The sequence below is a fragment of the Tolypothrix sp. VBCCA 56010 genome (assembly GCF_050875635.1).
GTDB lineage: Bacteria > Cyanobacteriota > Cyanobacteriia > Cyanobacteriales > Nostocaceae > Hassallia.
In genome coordinates this window covers 62479-79750 of sequence record NZ_JBPAOH010000002.1, presented here as the reverse complement: position 1 = coordinate 79750, position 17272 = coordinate 62479, and the positions used below count along the sequence as shown (strand labels likewise).

Here is a 17272-nt window from a genome sequence, read left to right as displayed (position 1 = left end):
CCCTACAAGGGGAGGGAAATATACTTTCCCTTATAGAGGAAATGTACTCCCCCTTCCCTTGTAGGGAAGGGGGTGGGGGGTTAGGTCTTTTTAACATTGCTATGTTAACTACCACGTAATGAAGCTACTAATTGACGTGCAAATGTAGAAATTGCTTCATATTTATCGCTGTGATGTCGCATAATTTTACTCCGTGCTGCTTGTTCGTTGGGGTTGTTAGCAACTACTGCTAATTGTTCGTAACCTGGATAATAGCGGCAGAAGGTATAAATACCGTTATTATCTAACAGCCATTGGCTATAAATGCCTTCTTTGCGAGGAAAGAAGTTTTCTGAAGCATTGCGAGAAATAATTTCACGGGGATATTTTAATATATCCATGAAACTATCGACGGCAACGGGTTGAATGCGTCCGATTAATCGTGTGCTTAAGTTTTGTAAAATTTTCGATGCGGCTTTAGATTTGGCGATGGTATCGGGGTCTTGTGCTGATAAAATAACTCTAATTCCAGCTTTTGCACCATTGGCACAAATTCTGCCAACTAAGTCAGCAATTTGGTCAAATTCAAATAAAATTGGTGCTTCATCAATGAAGAATATGGAAGCTGGACTGCTGAGTGCGCGTCGTAATGCTGCTGAATAAGCACTTAAAGATAGCACTGCTGCATCTTCATTATCTGAGAGGTTTCTCAAAGCAAAAACCAAAAGTTGTGCATCGGTGGGAAAGCTAGATGGTGCAGAAATCGATTGTCCGACGCGACTTGAAAGCCAAAACCGCAAGCGCAATTGAATTTGACTTAAGGCATCTTCAACTCTGCCACTTACAGAGTTGATTTGTAGATGTTCTGTTGTGCAAAAATAGAGAAAGTCTCTTAATGTGGGGGTTTTCTGCCAAGCTGGACTGCCAAATCCCCCTGCAATTGCGATTCGATATCGCTCTTTTATACCTTCATCTGCAAAGAATGCTGTTAAAGCCAAATTAAGAAGCGATCGCACGGTTTGCGATAACAATGGATTTTCTGTGGATGACCCTAAAACCATTGTCATTAAAGCTGATTCTAAAAAGGCTGTATAATCGAGCAGGCGATCGCGCTGTTGATCTGGATCTAGCGATCGCAAGTCTGGCTGTTCAAATAAGTTATTCGATTGTTTAGAAATATCAAAATATGCTCCACTCTCCATAAACTCTGTATAGTCGGTGAAGGTAGATGTCCCATCTGGTTTGGGAAAATCTAACGCGACTACCGGAATATTATGCGCTAAAGCTTGAGTTAAAATTCCTGACACCAATACTGATTTACCTGCGCGAGTTGTCGCAAATAGCGCTAAATTTTTATGTTCGTCAAATAAATCTAAATATACCGGTGTTCCTCCCTCTTCGGCAATCAATTCAAAACCTTGGCGATCGCTAGATTTAGTTAATACTAAAGGCATTAATCCTGGTACTTCACTTGTTAAATACAACTGCCGACGGTTGAAGGGTTTTGCTAACAAACCTTCCCAAACTATCGGTAAAGTTTGCAGCCAAATTTTCCAAGCATATTCTGTTTCTCTAATTACCCTTGCTGGACGTTGAAAACAGTTTTCAATATATCTTATTGCTTCCTCTAATTTCTCCACACTTGGACGATGTACAAAAATCGCTATCCCCGTATAAATAGGTACTGCACCTTCATATAATTGTTCTTGTGCTGCTACGGATTTTCTTAATTTTAATTGAGCGTTGACATCAATTGTTCGGCTTTTTTCTTGAGCGATCGTTGCTGTCACATTCGACTGCTTCAGCACTCGTTGCAATGTATTTTTTACTATTGCTGGATTTGCCGCAGTTAATTCACAAAAAATCTCTGTATCAACAACCGTTTCTCTTGCCAACAATTCCCATAAATAGCGCAGTTGAGAAGATTTATTTTGCCAACCACCAGGTTTTTCTAAAAATGTTAATGCACCAATATAATTATTCTTAACATGAACCCACGAGCGATCGGCGCAAGGTACATCAGATTCCATCAGCAAAGTTGTACTGTGGATATTATCTACAAGTAATTTAGTACTAGCTAAATCTGAATAAGCTTCTTCGTGTAGTCCATTTTCATCTAAAGTCATTAATTGCGGAATTTCTATCGGTGGGGTATCATTAAATCTTCTCCATATTTCTCCCCAAAGTTCATTACTAGTTAATGGCTTAACATCCAAAGCCATTTGATTGGATAATATTTGTTCCCAGCGAGAAAAACCTTGTTTGTAAGCATTGGTTACAATGGTTTCTATACGCTGATTTTCAACTTCTGCTATATCTCCTTTGAATTTCAACCACCACGATTCAGCTTTTGCCAAAAGCCTTTCTATCGAATCATCTGTATTGGTGGAGTTGGGTTCAACGGTATAAGTTACATAAATTTTGAGAAATTTCGGTTTGCGAATACCAGAAACAGTAAGTTCTTTTGTTCTTGCTCTTTCCGCCATTAACAAGTATTTTAAATCTTTTGATGGCGTTTGTTTGATGATTGAACTTAGTTCTTTTTGTCGCTTTTTATCGGAACTAAAAGAACTCAAATGAAAGGTTATTCTTTCATTAGCGGGAATGTCTTTTAAACCCGATTCAATATTACTAATAATTGCATCTATTTGGTCTGTTCTTAAAGTTGTATGAATACCTCGACATTCAAAACCAAAAACAAAGCAAAATCTATTTTTTTGAGTTCCCTTTGTCAAAAGATAAGCGCCTATATCACGTCCCCCAAGTGAGACGCGCAACATTGTCGCTAGGTGTAAAGCATCTTCAAATGGTGTTAATCTCTCGCTACCTGCGACGCCGACGCTTTGTTTTCCGATTTTTTGCTTCATGGTTTACGAATAGTATGCTTTGATAACGAGCAAAGCCTCTAGTCCAAGCAGGAACACCAACAAATTTACTTAAAAAACGCCAACTCCTACCACCTGTTAATATCCACCAAGTCGCCATTCCCCAAATAGTAATTAGTATCGTCCACAACCATTTTTGAAAGTCGTCCGGAAAAATTCCCCCAAAAATTCCATTGATGATAAAATAAGCAGCTAGGGCAATAAGCGTCCAAGGAAGGACTTGATCGGCGGGAATTGGTCCTAATGAAGGTTGGCTTCCTAAAATTTGATTGACTGGACGAAAGTCTTTTTCTTTGTCTTGAGTCATGAAATTTTTAGCTTTTTTTCATTTTATCTAAATAAATTATTTACTAGTATCGCCAATTATAAAGCCTGTGAGAACATCAGCAATTGTCACGGCGACAACTACTAATAAAGGAGTTCTGGCGATAGTTTGCCAATCTTCATCTTTGCGAACTGCGTTAATAACACCAATCAAAGAAACTGCTATGTAAAGTAGGTAAATTGCCCGCAAAACATTGAATATTAAGCTAACTGCTGCTTGGGTACCATCGTTTGTTCCTGCATCTTTTGTGAGAGTGCCCCTAAAAAAATCTTCAGCTCTCTTAAAAAATTGGGCTTGTGCGGGAACTGCAAAATAGTCTAACCAAAATAAACTCAAGACGATCGCTACTGCTAAGATTTGTAACAATATGAGCGATCGCCTGGGTAGATGTACCTGATGCCCAATTTGCTGTATAATTATTGTAATTAAACTACCAACAAGTAGACAAAAAAGCAGGATAGGACTTTTCAGGCTGATAACGCTTAGAAATACTGCACAAGCAATCAAAAATGGAACAGATTCAATCAGCCGAAAACGCCAGGATTCGAGTGTTCCTGTCAATTTCGGAGATATTTTGCTCGCACTACGTGTCAAAGTTTTGAGAAAAACTATCTCATGAATACTTTGTTTGGACATGAATTTTACTATTACTTCTGAAAAATATATTTTATACATTATAGAAGAAGTAGCATCAAATTCGTCGTGAATCAGCATAACTGCCAGTATTATAGTTAACTTATCGCATCACTTGCCGCATAACTTCCCTAAACCTGAAAAAATCGCTTTCAGGTTACGAAAATTAATCAAAAGTTAAACTTTGACACATGAATCAAGGTTTTTGTCAAGTGTAATTTAGAGGCGATCGGCAAAAATATCTTTAGTGGTTGGTGGTTGGTGGTTGGTGGTTAGTGGTTGGTGGTTGGTGGTTAGTGGTTGGTGGTTAGTGGTTAGTCGTAAACAACCATCAACCAACATAGGACTTACGCACTCTTTCACGGAGTAACGAACCACGAAGACACGAAGGACACGAAGGAATAAGAGTTCCAGAGATATTTTGCGTAAGTCCTACAACAACTATCAACCAACAACTATCAACTATCAACTATCAACCAACAACTATCAACTATCAACTATCAACCACCAACTATCAACCAACAACTATCAACCAACAACTATCAACCACCAACTTTGATATCGCTGCGTTCTACATAATAAGAACCCAAGACAATAGCATCCATATGAGTTCTTAAAAAACACAGAATGGCTTCATTAGGAGTCCTAACAATTGGTTCATTTTCGTTGAGGGATGTGTTGAGAACGACGGGAATACCAGTGCGTTGAGCAAATGTATTTATCAAGTCCCAATAAAGGGGATTGGTACTGCGACTGACACTTTGTAAGCGTCCAGTACCGTCAACATGGGTGACGGCAGGAATTTGTTTCCTTTTTTGAGAGCGAACTGTAAAGACTTTTTCCATGAAAGGCACCGGCGCATCAATTTCAAAGTATTCGCTGACCTTTTCTTCTAAAATACTAGGAGCGAAGGGGCGAAATTTTTCCCTAAATTTGATTTTCAAGTTGATAATATCCCGCATATCAGCACGACGCGGATCGGCTAAAAGTGAGCGATTACCTAAAGCTCTAGCACCAAATTCCATCCTACCTTGAAACCAACCGACTACTTTACCTGCACACAAAGCATCTACAACATGATTTAAAAGTGCATCGCGCTCTAATTTTTTAGGTTGCAAATTGTAGTGTTGCAAAGCTAACAAACATTCTTCATTACTAAATTCTGACCCCCAGTAAGCATGATTTAAAACAAATTTTCTCGGTTGTTTTAGCATTTGATGCCACACATAAAAAGCTGCACCAAAGCATGTGCCGTTGTCAGCCGCACCGATGGGAGTGTAAATATTTTTAAAGGGAGTATTTTGGGTGATTTTACCGTTAGCGACAGAGTTCATAGCTACACCACCGACCAAACAGAGATTTTCGCTTTTGTAGCGATCGCTTAAACGATTTAGCAGATGAAAGATAATTTCTTCAGTCACAGCTTGCACAGATGCGGCAATATTTTGATGCTTTGATGTCACTTCCGATTTCGGATCTCGCGCTGCACCGAGTAATTTTTCTAACTCTGGGCTGTGGAATGGTTGAACAGTTGGAGAACCACTTTCCCAATTCATAGCAATACCTTGGGTGTGGTGGGTAAAGTAGTCTAAATTTAATTCAAAGCTGTCTCCTTTAGGATATATAATTCGGCGAAAGGCTTCTAAATATTCAGGTTCGCCATAAGGAGCCAATCCCATGACTTTATACTCATCCCCGTAAGCGGGAAAGCCCAGGTATAAAGTAACAGCATTGTAGAGATAGCCGACGGAATGGGGATAGTGAGTGCGAGAAAAATATTCTAACTCGTTACCGCGTCCGGCAGCTAACAGAGTGCTGACAAAATCTCCCATCCCGTCGATTGAAAGAATTGCCGCTTCTTCAAAGGGAGAAACAAAAAAACTACCAGCCAAATGGGTGGTATGATGTTCTAAGTTATGGATTTTGGCGCGAATATCTTCGCTTTGGCAGTGACAAGCATCGGCTAATTGTTGTAAAAGACTGGCAGATTTACTTTGCTTGTTAAATCGATCCAAAAGCGATCGCACAGAAGGACGATTTTGCAGAGTAAACAGCAGCTTGCGATTTAAGTTGGCTTTCGGATTGAAAGATACAGCCACATGTTCTAAATCTGCCGCACTAATACCACCCACTTTTAAACAACTTCGGATAGATTCTGCGGGAAATCCAGCCCAATGTTTAACTCGATTAAACCGTTCTTCTTCAACTGCGGCAATGAGTTCACCGTTTTGGATTAAGCAAGCTGAAGCATCGCCATGATAAGCGTTAATTCCCAGGATGTTCATATGATTAAGTTTGATAAACTAATGTAGAAAAAGCAGAATTAAGGTTTGAATTTCTCAGCTTCAATCAGATGAATTGCTAGCAGAATTTCTGCCAAGATACGCTGAAGTGCGTAATACCAACCATGCCAACCGTCAAAAATACCGCCTTTGACAATCAGGCAATAAAATAAAACAATGAAGGGAGCCAGGATTTTTTGTTTGCGAATGCGATCGCCCAAGCTGAGTTCGCTATTTGCAGTTTCTAATATCTTTTTGGCTTCAATCACCATATAGCGGTCTTGTGCCCATAACCAGCGACTTAGAGGTTTGCGATCGTCATGGTGAATATAGGATGAAAGCATCCTAGATTTACCATTAATCTTTAGCAACTGAGTATGACCATCATCTATATAAATAGCCTTTTCTTGGCGAAAAAGAACTTGACGTGGTGGCAATATTGTGCCTCTTAAAGGTTTGCCAAAAACACAGTATTTGAAGAAAGCAAAGTAGCCATCGATATCTTCATCTGCTGGCAAAGATGCGATTTCAGCGGTTAGTTCATCAGTGATGATGTAGTCTGCATCAAGGGAAAGAACCCATGCGGATGTAACTTGTTCTAGTCCATAATTCCATTGAGTTGCATGGGTATCAAATTTCCTTTGCATTAGTTGCACTTCAGGATATGAGTTGAGAATTTCCAGAGTTTCATCGGTGCTGTAACTGTCAATGACAACAATTTTTTTTGCCCAACTAAGATGCTGGAGAGTGCGATCAATATTTGGCGCTTCATTATAGGTGAGAATCAGCGGAGTTACTTCGTCAAGCATATACATTTACTTACGAATTTCCACAACCATGACAGATCCCATAATTGAAGGGAAATACCTACTTAAAGCTGCAAATGGTTGTCTGCGTTCAGCTCCATAAAAAGCAAAATCTTTGCTGAAACCACAATGATTTAAAAACCTCTTAATTTCAGCTTTATTAAAATACCGAATATGCTGCCATTCCCAAATAGGAATTTTATGTCCCTCTGTTCTTCTAGGTACACCCATTAATAGGTAATACAGCCGATTGATAATCCAGCCATGATTCGGGGTACTTAAAACTAATCTTCCACCCGGTTTGAGAATTCGATATATTTCCTGAGCGACTTGTTCGGGAAAGAAAAGGTGTTCTATATTATCTCCCCAAAAAACCTCATCAAAAAAATTATCTTCATAGATATAAGGAGTATCTTCAATATCTTTTTGAATTGCATTGACTTTTATTTTCACGAGTTTTTGCACTCCGGCTACAGTCCACTCAATGGCATACACTTCATAGCCTTTATCAAGAAAAAACTTACTGATAGTTCCATGACCTGCTCCTAAATCTAACAATCGCTTGCCATTTACTTGAGGATAAATTCGCTTCAAAACATGATTTCTTTCATAACCATCAAATTCACTTAAACCTTCAGACAGATATTCTGTATAAACTTCGTCATAAAAGCGTTGAATTGTCTTTTTTTCCATGATATATCCTATTTCGTTGTTGTTAATAATTGTTCAAAATTAGACAGATAGACGTTAGCAATTTGCTGATAGCTAAATTCTTGTGCTTTTTGCACAGCTTTTGCACCCATTTTAGTAGTCGTTTCCCAATTGAGTATTGCTGAGACTAATGTAGCTGAAAGATTTTTGGCGGCATCGGTGTTTTTATGATTAAAAAAATATCCGGTTTTTCCTGATTCAATGAAGTCTCTAAAACAAGGTAAGTCGGAAACTACTGGTACAAGACCTGATGCCATTGCTTCTAAAGGGGCTACTCCAAAAGACTCGCCTTTTTCTGCTAGCGAAGGATAGCAAAATATATCGGCTTGACGATACGCTTCAGCTAGTTTGTCTACATCAAATATAGGCTCTAAAAATTCAATATTTAATTTTTCAGCTTGCAATTTGAGACTGCGTAAATATTTATCTCCGCCACCACCTTGATTTTCTTGTTGTGGACCAATAATTCTCAGTTTAGCGGTAGAAATTTGTTGCGCCAAGATTAAGAATGCATCTACAAGCAGATGGATACCTTTTTCTGGATGAATTCTGCCGACATAAAGAATAACTTTCTCTTGATTGGCGAATTTAGAAGAAGTTGCGGGAAAAAATATACTCGTATCAATAGGATTGGGGATAACTTTGATTCGCGGTATGAGAAGAGGATATTCTTGCGCGATCGCCTCTTTGACTGCCTGCGATACAGCCGCAAAGCAAGCTACTTTTGTATACAGACGATATTGTCCTTTGGGAAAACGAGCCGAATTCACCACAATTCGCCCCGAAGAGAAACGTAAAGCCGCAAATACAGGCAACCAAAAGTCGTTGATGACCAAAATATCGGCACGCGGCAAGGTGGGAAAAATCAACAAAGCATAAAGCAAATCTTTGATTAAATCCAAGCGAATATTAGTACTTTGAGGCAGTCCCCCACGTCGAATGTATTCAACACCATTGATCGTTTCTGTTTGAGGCTGTCCTGGATAACAACGACAGAGAATTCTCACTTGATGACCTCTGTTAGCAAATTCTTCTGCTAAACCTTGCCAAAGTCGAGGAATGGCACCTCCTTGCACCGCCGGCACGGGCAACCAAGGTCCGGTAGCAATGGAAATAATCACATTAGTCTTCCCAATTAATAACCATAGGAATGAGCGCAAAAACCTCTCAAACTCTCCCAAACTCTGTGAACTCTGCGCCCTCTGCGGTAGCCTCCGGCAACGCCAAGGGCGAACGTTTTTTCATAACGAGTGCGCTCATTTCTGAACCATAAAACTGAACAAAACTTGGTGGCTCACCACCACCAATAATCCAGTGATATAGATTTACCATCTTCCTAGAGATAGAATTCCAAGAATATTTTACTGACACCAAATTTCGTCCTTTTTCACCCATTGCTTGCAGTTCGTTAGAGGACATTTCCATCGCTTCAATCAAAGCAATCATTAATGCCTGCTGATTGTCTTCTACCCACCAACCGCAGCCGTAGGTTGCCAAATCCTGCCAAGGAGTATTCTTGGTGGTTATGGCAGGCACACCATAAGCTAAAGACTCAGCTATTACCATGCCAAAATTCTCTGAGTGACTTGGTAAAATAAATAAATCACTATTACTGAGCGCGGAAAATTTCTGCTGTCCCGACAACATACCAGTGAAAGTTACTCGTTGTTGCAAATTCAATTGTTCTACTAACAATTCTAATTTTGCTTGGTAGCCAATTAAATCAGGTCCAGCAATTATTAAATGCCAGTCGAAAAATTTCGCGGCTAATTTTTGCCAAATGTAGAGTAAATTATCTATACCTTTTTTGGGATGCAATCGAGAAAAAAACAGCAACCATTTCTTATCAATTAGTTCCGGAAATAATTCTGTTAATACTTCTTTGCTCGCTTGTTGATTGCAATCAGCAAGATGCACACCATTAGGAATCAGAGCGATCGCTTGCTGCAAATTAAGTTGACGAATAGAGTTTGCTTCTTCACTAGAGGTAGCGTGGAAAACTGTAGCACTATGTAAATTTTTGCGCTCGTACAGCGACCAGGCAAGCCACTTTTTGATGCGACTGCGCTTTAAAGACCAAGACTCAAGCATACCGTGAGGTGAAATTACCAAAGGCAAATGATGCGATTTTGCAGCTTGCCGCGCATAAAGATTGGGAAACATCCACAAACCATGATTGTGAACTAAATCTAATTCTGTTGATGCTAACTGCGATAAAGCATGACTGGCTTGGGGATGAAATCCTCGCATGTGTTGGCTTAAAAAGGTAGCGGGATAGCTATGTAGTTTGACATTTGCAGGTATAATTTGGCTACCAAGTTGTTGATAATCTAGAGTGAATAAATGAGATGATATTCCTTGATTGGCAATGGTTGCTGCTAGGTCTGCAACTAAATGTGCAGTGCCGCCAGTGTTTTGGTTAATACTTGCAACCACATGACAGACTTGGGGCTGATCTGTAGTTGTATTTACTGGTTTAACGGCTGAAAAATTAAGTCTCATTGATTATTGAGAGATTGGTGCAAAATTTTGCATCAGTTCTGCCAGAGTTTGTTTGAAATTTCGGAAGCCAAATGTATCAATTACTTTTTGTCGTAAAGCTTCTGGTTGATACATTAAATGATTGGGATAAGTACCTTGTAAAATTTGGATGAGAGTTTGAGCGATCGCATCCACATCTTGAGGATCGACCAAGGCTCCAAGTGTACCGTGACATAAGGCATCAATTGCACCATCTTGATTTCCCCCTACAGTCGGTTTGCCACAAGCGAGTGCTTCTAAATAGACTATCCCAAATCCTTCACCTCGACTGGGCATGGCAAAAACATCGCTCATATTGTAATAATCGCACAGTTCGCTATCTGCAACAAAGCCTGCTAAGGTAACGCAATCTTGCAAATTGAGATCGACAATTAGCTGTTCAATCCGGGAGCGATCGTTGCCTTTGCCAACTAGAATGTAATGAACATCTGGAAGCTGTTGTTTAATTTTTGGTAAAGCGTGTAAAATTTGGTCATAGCCTTTGTAGGCATCAGTATTAGCTAACCGAGAGACGGTTAAAATAATTGGTTGTTGGGGTTTGAGTTTGTATCGCTCTAACAAATGTAACGGTTTGCCATCAATTTTGAAGCGACTGGGGTCGAAGGTGTTGGGTAAAAGAGATATTTTACCTGGATCTAGGTTCTGTTCTTTCAGCAGGCGATCGCGCGTGTAACTGCTGACAGCTAAAATGCGATCGGCATTATTTAGAGCAGTTTTCAGGGTAGGGTTGGTGATATTCCAAGCATCTACCCCGTGGGCAACAGTCCAGTAAGGTGTGCCCATTAAGCGTTTTAGCAAATAGGCAACAACTGTAAAATTGAGATGAGAGGCAATAACTAAGTTAGGACGTTGCCAGAGTCCATGTCCGAAAATTTTAGCCGCAAATACAACTGTCCGCAGAGCGATCGGCGAATTTCCGGCAAAATGAAATCTAGTCTTATTTATAAAAGAAAAATATTCTCTTGACCGAGTATCATGTTTCAGAAAAACATCATAATCAATCTGAGGATATAAGCTTTGTAATGCTTCTAGCAAAAAGGCTGAGTAAACTTGAATACCTCCTTTAAATTCAAAAATATCAGGAAACCATAAATGTAAATCTAAACATTTATCTTTTTCATATTGGCGACTTTCTGGCTTTTTTAAGAAAATATTTGATGTAATTAATCTCATCTCCCACTCCCTGAAGGTAAATGCAATTCCCTACACTGCTGGATTCCCAAATTTTTCATCAATTGCTTGTTGATAAAGCTCAACATATTCATCAATCATTTTTTCGGCTGTAAATCTTTGAGAATTAATAAATCCTTTTGACTTAAGTGTTTCTAGCGTGTCAAGATGGCAGATAATTTTTTCTGCTGCTGACTGGGGATTGTCTGGTTCTATGTATATAGCTGCTTCTCCCCCGACATCATTCATTGGCTGGCGATTTGATGTAATCACTGGACAACCACACGCTTGAGCTTCTATAATGGGCCAGCCAAAGCCTTCTTGCAGGGAAGGAAATAGTAAAGCAGTTGCAGCAGAATAGAGCGATCGCAAATTCTCGTTATCAACTTCTACTAACTCTATTACTTTTTCAGCCAGATTATGAGTTTTGATAAACTGATACATTTCATCAGTCATGGGTTTTCCTGCCATAACTAAATAAAATGGTTGTTGCAGTTTACACATCAGTGCCTGAAAAATAGATAAAACTCCTAGCCGATTTTTGTACCAATGATTTGCCCCTACATGCAGAATAAATCGACAATCTAGAGGAATTCCCAAAGCTGCTAAACGTTGCTTGGCATCTGCTTGAGCCATCGGTTTATACAGATAGTTTAAACCCACAGAAATCACTGTTATATCATTTTCATGCAGAGAACTAAGACGTATCAAATCGCTTTTAGTTTGTTTGGAAACGCACGCGACTTTTTGGGCTTTATTTAGCCCTCTTATCATCATTTTCTGCAATAGTTTACCAGTCCATCCAGTTTGATATCCGGGAAACTCTCCTAAACCACAACGAACTGCTAATAAATCATGACAAGTGACAACATGGGGCGTATTTTGCAAATATTTGGTGTAAATTGCATTGCCATGATCGCAGATGTGAACTACGTCTGCCCAAGATAATGTTTGGCTAAATTGTAATGGAAGAATCAATTTATCAATGTAACCAAACCATTTTATTAATACCTTTGGGGATGACTTAAACATAGTACCAAACCAAGGCTTTGGGCGAATTACACGCACTTTATGACCAAGTTTAGTTAAGTAAATTTCTAGCATGGAAGCAAACAAATCCATGCTTTGTATGGCATCTGGTTGGTAATTAGCTAGCAACAAAACTTTCATTACTTTTTAAAAAGTTTGCTTATCATTGAGCGGCTTGATTTGAGATGCCATAACAAACGCTTGGCATTAATTTTTACCTCACCAGGTAACAAAAATGTTGCTAGACTTTTGGCAAAAGCCTGTAATGTTAAGGGTAACAACTGCTTTTGTATTTTCAAGATGTCTTCAGGTGTCATGGTGGCAACTGAGGTGCAAGGAAATGCCGGATACTCTCTCTTAAAACCAAATCCTAAGTAATCCATCACCTCTTGAGTTGGATTATCAATGTACTCAGTATTAACGATGTTTTTTTCACCATGTCCTGCGTTCTCATTACCAACTTGATCGACCTGAAACAGTAAGGTAGTTCTGGTGTAACGATTATCTTGAAAAGGTTCTGCTCTATGTACTCCGTGGATATCGCACAAGATAAGGCTTCCCTTTTTCATCATAAATGTTAGAATATCTTGTTTATAGTTATTATCGATAAAGCGATCACTAAGGTAAATCTCGTGACTATATTTGTGAGACCATTTGTGAGAATCTTTTAGATATTGAAATGGATTTTTAGTTACGTCCGATAAATAAAACAAAAATAATAGTCCCGGCATATTATGTTTGCTGACTAATTGCTTACCAACCTGTCGATTATTGTCTGTATGCCAGGGCATGTGCGATATTTTGCTTGTTTGATAAATTCTATGATTAGTTAGCTTGTAACTGTCAGTAAAATATTCTTTGCATATATCTAAAACCTTTTGAGATGTGATAAGATCGTAGGCTTTTTTGGAGCTACCAAGGCAATGAGTTAAAAATTTTTGATTGTAAGCAGTAACTACACCAACATCATTATTATTAACTATAATTTGATTGAAATCTACGTCTAGAAGTAGTTCTTCAACATACTGTTCGGTCAATGCCTGTTCAAAAACAAAATATCCTTTGCTTTTTAGTTCATTTACTATTTGACTAGTGCTGATATTTTGGAAGTTTAAAGTAAACATAGTTTCATCTGCATCTCGCTTTGATCGCAGCTAGTATATTTGTATTAATTGCCCCTTTTTCTGCACCAATCAGCTAAATAAAATCAGATTTACTCCTTCCTTTTTGGACTGAAAAAAGCAAATTATAATCTTTTTTGTTTGTTCAGGTAAAACCTGTTAATGAGATAAACCAGAACCGCAGAGGCAGATACACTTGATACCACTTCTGCTAGGGAACCGGCTGGATTCATCAAGCCCAGTCCAGGCAGAAACCAGGAAGCAAATCCTACCCAATTACCAGAGAGCAATTTTTGTCCGGCTGTGATATCAAATACTCGCAGCACAGTGCCAAAAAGGATAAATCCGAAAACTACTCCCAATGTACCAAAGTTGAGATAGAACTCTAAAACATTTCCTACTCCTATACTAGTTCCCGGAGGAGTCTCTAAGCCTGTGTATCGGCTGACTAAGTCCCCACTACCCGCAGATACCGGTTTGTTGGGCCATAAAATACGAGGAACTACTGCTATTACTGCTTGCCCCAGCGTTTCACCATCAGCAAATTTAGCCATACCTTCGGAGATGTGGTTGATAGCCATACCCACTCCAATATTCATATTTAGCCGACCATCAATTACTTCTAAATGTTGCTGTTTGTAGACATTAAAAAACTCGAAGTTAGTCATTGTTTTCCATACTTGCTCAATTCGTGACTCGGTACTTTGTCCACCCCAAACTTGAGCGCGGATTATATCGCGATCGCGAAAATAGGTAACTAAGACAGATAAACCTAAAAACATTACCAGCAATCCGATAATTAAGACTTGCCATCGGGGACGGTAAAAAGTGAATACGAATATCAGCACAATCAGAACTGCTGCTACGCCAAAACTAATAAAGCCTGCATTCACCATAGATAAAAAAGGTATACAGCAGGAAATCAACAGCCAAGATAGAAAGGCTTTGTTATCAGCCATGCACCAAGCTTTCCAGCAAGCTAAACATAAACCCACAGACAACAATGAGAAACCCGAACCTGTCAAGGCAGCGACGCTAGGAATTTTACTTAAAATTGGTCCGATAACAAAATAAAAAAGCAGCCCTAATAAAATGTAAGTTTTAGGTAACTTTAAGTTAGGCTGTTTTGGCATCTCCCGCAGCCAAGGGGGTTTGAAACTTCTTAGCAACCAGGGAGCAAGAAATACGCTGCCAAATCCGAATCCTATGACACCAAGCACACTTACTTGAAAACCTGAAATCGTATTTTCTGGGGAGCAACCGACGCTAAGTAAGTAAGCAGACTGGGGATAGTACCACGGAAAGGAATAGATCATGGCTCCAAACCAGTGGTTTATCGATAGATTGAACAAATAACACAGTGGAAAGCCGACGCTGGGTAATTTTCTATTCCATTGACTGTAGACCACCAAACCCATCACTCCCACCCAGACGAATAGCCAGACAATTAACCACTGCCGCTCTACTGTAAACATAGTTACCCAAGCTTTTGTTTCATTTAACTCCTATAAATACTAACAAAGTCAGCAAATATATTTCTTACTCATCAATCATCTTTAATTGCTTTTGACATGCTCTCAAACTGCCCAACAACATAAAAAATACTTGGAAAGATTGCCAAACTCTCTGAGTATTTAGTGTAATTAAAGATTTGACTAACCGCCGGAAAAGAAAGTTAATTCTTTGTTGATAAAGATAAAACAAATCTTTAGGCTCTAATAAATTTATATATTTGGGAATAATTTCCAAAAATTCTCTAATATCTCGATGAGTTTGGAACGATTTAGAAGAAACACTACTTACATTTTGCCTGTACAAAATTAATGTTCTAGGAATGTACTCAACAGCCCATCCTCTCTTAAGAGAACGCAGCAGCCATTCCCAATCAGCTTGGTATGGAAATTTATGATTAAAGCTTCCACAATCTTCACGCATTTTAACCCGAATAGCACAACCTGATATATGCCACCAGCAACCTTTAAGTAAAGTTCCCCTAACGGCATCATCATTACCCTCAATTACTTCAAGTTGTTTATCAGGGTCATCCTCTCCCTGTTTTATAGAACCATCAGGCATTAAATTATCCCAACTGGAGCAAATACTACCTATGTTTTCTGAGCAAGCTTCTATTCTAGAAATTATCATTTCTAGCCAATTTGGTTTGGCAATATCATCAGAATGTAAAATCAAACACCAATCTGCTGTTTCTTTGATTAAATTTATTGCCCGATTTACATTCTCCCATTGACCTTGGTTGCGATCTGCTGGCAAAATATGCAGTCCGATGGGTGAGTGCCAAGTTGCTTGTGCCAATGCTATGGTGCGATCGCTTGAACAATCATCGGCAATATAAACAGCAGAAATTTTCTTTAACCATTCACGCTGAGTTTGGATAGATTCAAGGGTATAATTAATAGTATCTTCATTATTATAACTGGGAATCAAAATGGCTATTCTTATCATTTATTTTTCCATTCTCTAATTGGCTAATCTTTAAAATCTGCTGGGTGATTGGCTCGATAGACGTTAAGTAAAAGCTATTTAATCTTTTGAATGCAGGTAATACTTTCTCTATTGAACAGGGTGTAGGGGGTAGGGTGTAGGGTGTAGGGGTCAATTGGATCGGTGCTGCACCAACCTGCTTGTTGACACTAAGAGCGACGGTGGGGTTTTAAACCCAATCGCTCCTGGGTGTGGGATGTACAAAACATGAAAGTTTTCCCCACACCCCACAACGCCAGATGCTACAAGTCGGCAGAGCCGCCCACCGCACTGGCTCCCCCACACCCCACACCCAGGAGCGAAGCGACGATAAAGCTATTACAAATAAGCAAATGCTAATTTGATATTATGAATTAGTAAATCGGGAACTGTCATTGATTCTGGATCTAACCCTCCTTCAAATATACTCTGGCTAATATCAGCAGGAAAAACACCTGCATGGAAATGTGCTGGATGCCAGATAGTCGGGCATTGTCCTAAATATGAAGCCCAACTGCTAAATGTGCTGCCTGAAGAAGTAATCAAAAGCTTGCTTCTAGACAAGGTAAGCATATCGGAGAGAGCAGAAGCAGCAGTTGCACGGGAAACTTGAGGAAGTTTTAACAGTTCATCAAGTTCGCGATCATAACCGTCTGAAAATATAGTTACAGGCACATCATAACCAGCAATTTTACGAGCTGCATCAATAACCTGAATAAACCAACTCAAAGGTGTGCGAACATTACCTAATTTAGTGAAGTCATCTTCCGGTTTAAGTTTTCTAAAGTCTCCCATTCTAATATGAATGCCGATTTCTGGGGTTGGGCGATTTAAAATGGCTTCAAATACTGACGGACGAATGATAGAATACAGTTTCTGCTTAATCAGAGGTTGATATTCTTTTAAATCTGTAAAGTAGTCACTCCAATGTGGCAGTTGATTAAAAATAAATAGATGCAAATCTACATTTTTCGGCTCTAAATGAGATAATTCTATTTGAGATATTGCTGGATTATTGTGAAGATATTTTTTTCTGAAAATTGCCAGAGAAGATTTCCATCGTGACTCATAATTTTTATGATAAAAGAGATGACCATAATACCTTTTATCTCGTTCACCTCTTAAATAAGGACCAATGGCAATTTTGCCCCAAACAGGTGCAACAATAGGCAGGTGATTTATATCAGCAAACAAAACTGCTTTTGCCCAAACTAAAAGCATGTTGCCTAAGCCGGCTTTGGGTAATTGGGGATAAACTAATAAAGTAGGTTGTTTGGACATGTTTACCTAGCCAGTCAAAAGTTTTTGG

At 39.1% G+C, this 17272-nt stretch carries 16 protein-coding genes; 1 reads left to right on the top strand and 15 read right to left on the bottom strand.

Annotated features, from left to right (window positions below; genetic code table 11):
* Positions 1-104 precede the first annotated feature (104 nt).
* The 4 genes from AABK37_RS01010 to AABK37_RS00995 form a co-directional block, all read right to left on the bottom strand.
* A complete protein-coding gene (locus AABK37_RS01010) occupies positions 105-2846 on the bottom strand; it encodes a hypothetical protein (RefSeq protein WP_432549757.1) in 2742 nt (913 codons plus the stop codon).
* Positions 2803-3171 carry a hypothetical protein gene (locus AABK37_RS01005; RefSeq protein ID WP_432549756.1) on the bottom strand — a complete coding sequence of 123 codons (369 nt, stop codon included), beginning with the start codon at positions 3169-3171 and terminating at the stop codon, positions 2803-2805. Before AABK37_RS01005 ends, AABK37_RS01010 begins: the two co-directional genes overlap by 44 nt.
* A 36-nt stretch (positions 3172-3207) precedes the next feature.
* Positions 3208-3825, bottom strand: coding sequence for a hypothetical protein (locus tag AABK37_RS01000; RefSeq protein ID WP_432549755.1), 618 nt, complete (start codon positions 3823-3825; stop codon positions 3208-3210).
* 216 nt (positions 3826-4041) lie between these two features.
* Positions 4042-4185, bottom strand: coding sequence for a hypothetical protein (locus AABK37_RS00995; protein ID WP_432549754.1), 144 nt, complete (start codon positions 4183-4185; stop codon positions 4042-4044).
* Positions 4186-4243: 58 nt separating this feature from the next.
* Between AABK37_RS00995 and AABK37_RS00990 the strand changes: the two genes are divergently transcribed.
* Positions 4244-4381, top strand: coding sequence for a hypothetical protein (locus tag AABK37_RS00990; RefSeq protein ID WP_432549753.1), 138 nt, complete (start codon positions 4244-4246; stop codon positions 4379-4381).
* Here the strand turns inward: AABK37_RS00990 and AABK37_RS00985 are convergent.
* The 11 genes from AABK37_RS00985 to AABK37_RS00935 form a co-directional block, all read right to left on the bottom strand.
* Complete coding sequence (locus tag AABK37_RS00985) at positions 4365-6107, bottom strand: carbamoyltransferase family protein (RefSeq protein WP_432549752.1); 1743 nt, start codon at positions 6105-6107, stop codon at positions 4365-4367. The genes AABK37_RS00990 and AABK37_RS00985 overlap by 17 nt on opposite strands.
* A 38-nt stretch (positions 6108-6145) precedes the next feature.
* Positions 6146-6913, bottom strand: coding sequence for a glycosyltransferase family 2 protein (locus AABK37_RS00980; protein ID WP_432549751.1), 768 nt, complete (start codon positions 6911-6913; stop codon positions 6146-6148).
* A 6-nt stretch (positions 6914-6919) separates the two neighbouring features.
* A complete protein-coding gene (locus AABK37_RS00975) occupies positions 6920-7603 on the bottom strand; it encodes a class I SAM-dependent methyltransferase (RefSeq protein WP_039752618.1) in 684 nt (227 codons plus the stop codon).
* An 8-nt stretch (positions 7604-7611) separates the two neighbouring features.
* Positions 7612-8742 carry a glycosyltransferase family 4 protein gene (locus tag AABK37_RS00970; RefSeq protein WP_432549750.1) on the bottom strand — a complete coding sequence of 377 codons (1131 nt, stop codon included), beginning with the start codon at positions 8740-8742 and terminating at the stop codon, positions 7612-7614.
* A 46-nt stretch (positions 8743-8788) separates the two neighbouring features.
* Entirely contained in the window at positions 8789-10123 is a 1335-nt protein-coding gene (locus AABK37_RS00965) for a glycosyltransferase (protein ID WP_432549749.1), read from the bottom strand.
* Positions 10124-10126: 3 nt separating this feature from the next.
* Complete coding sequence (locus tag AABK37_RS00960) at positions 10127-11335, bottom strand: glycosyltransferase (RefSeq protein WP_432549748.1); 1209 nt, start codon at positions 11333-11335, stop codon at positions 10127-10129.
* Positions 11336-11365: 30 nt separating this feature from the next.
* A complete protein-coding gene (locus AABK37_RS00955; protein WP_432549747.1) occupies positions 11366-12502 on the bottom strand; it encodes a glycosyltransferase family 4 protein in 1137 nt (378 codons plus the stop codon).
* Positions 12502-13485: a phytanoyl-CoA dioxygenase family protein gene (locus AABK37_RS00950; RefSeq protein WP_432549746.1), complete on the bottom strand. Its 984-nt coding sequence runs from the start codon at positions 13483-13485 to the stop codon at positions 12502-12504. The genes AABK37_RS00955 and AABK37_RS00950 overlap by 1 nt, the downstream gene beginning before the upstream one ends.
* A gap of 122 nt (positions 13486-13607) precedes the next feature.
* Positions 13608-14957, bottom strand: coding sequence for a hypothetical protein (locus tag AABK37_RS00945; RefSeq protein WP_432549745.1), 1350 nt, complete (start codon positions 14955-14957; stop codon positions 13608-13610).
* 64 nt (positions 14958-15021) lie between these two features.
* Complete coding sequence (locus AABK37_RS00940; RefSeq protein ID WP_432549744.1) at positions 15022-15945, bottom strand: glycosyltransferase family 2 protein; 924 nt, start codon at positions 15943-15945, stop codon at positions 15022-15024.
* A 357-nt stretch (positions 15946-16302) separates the two neighbouring features.
* Positions 16303-17244: an alpha-1,2-fucosyltransferase gene (locus AABK37_RS00935; protein WP_432549743.1), complete on the bottom strand. Its 942-nt coding sequence runs from the start codon at positions 17242-17244 to the stop codon at positions 16303-16305.
* Positions 17245-17272: the final 28 nt, after the last annotated feature.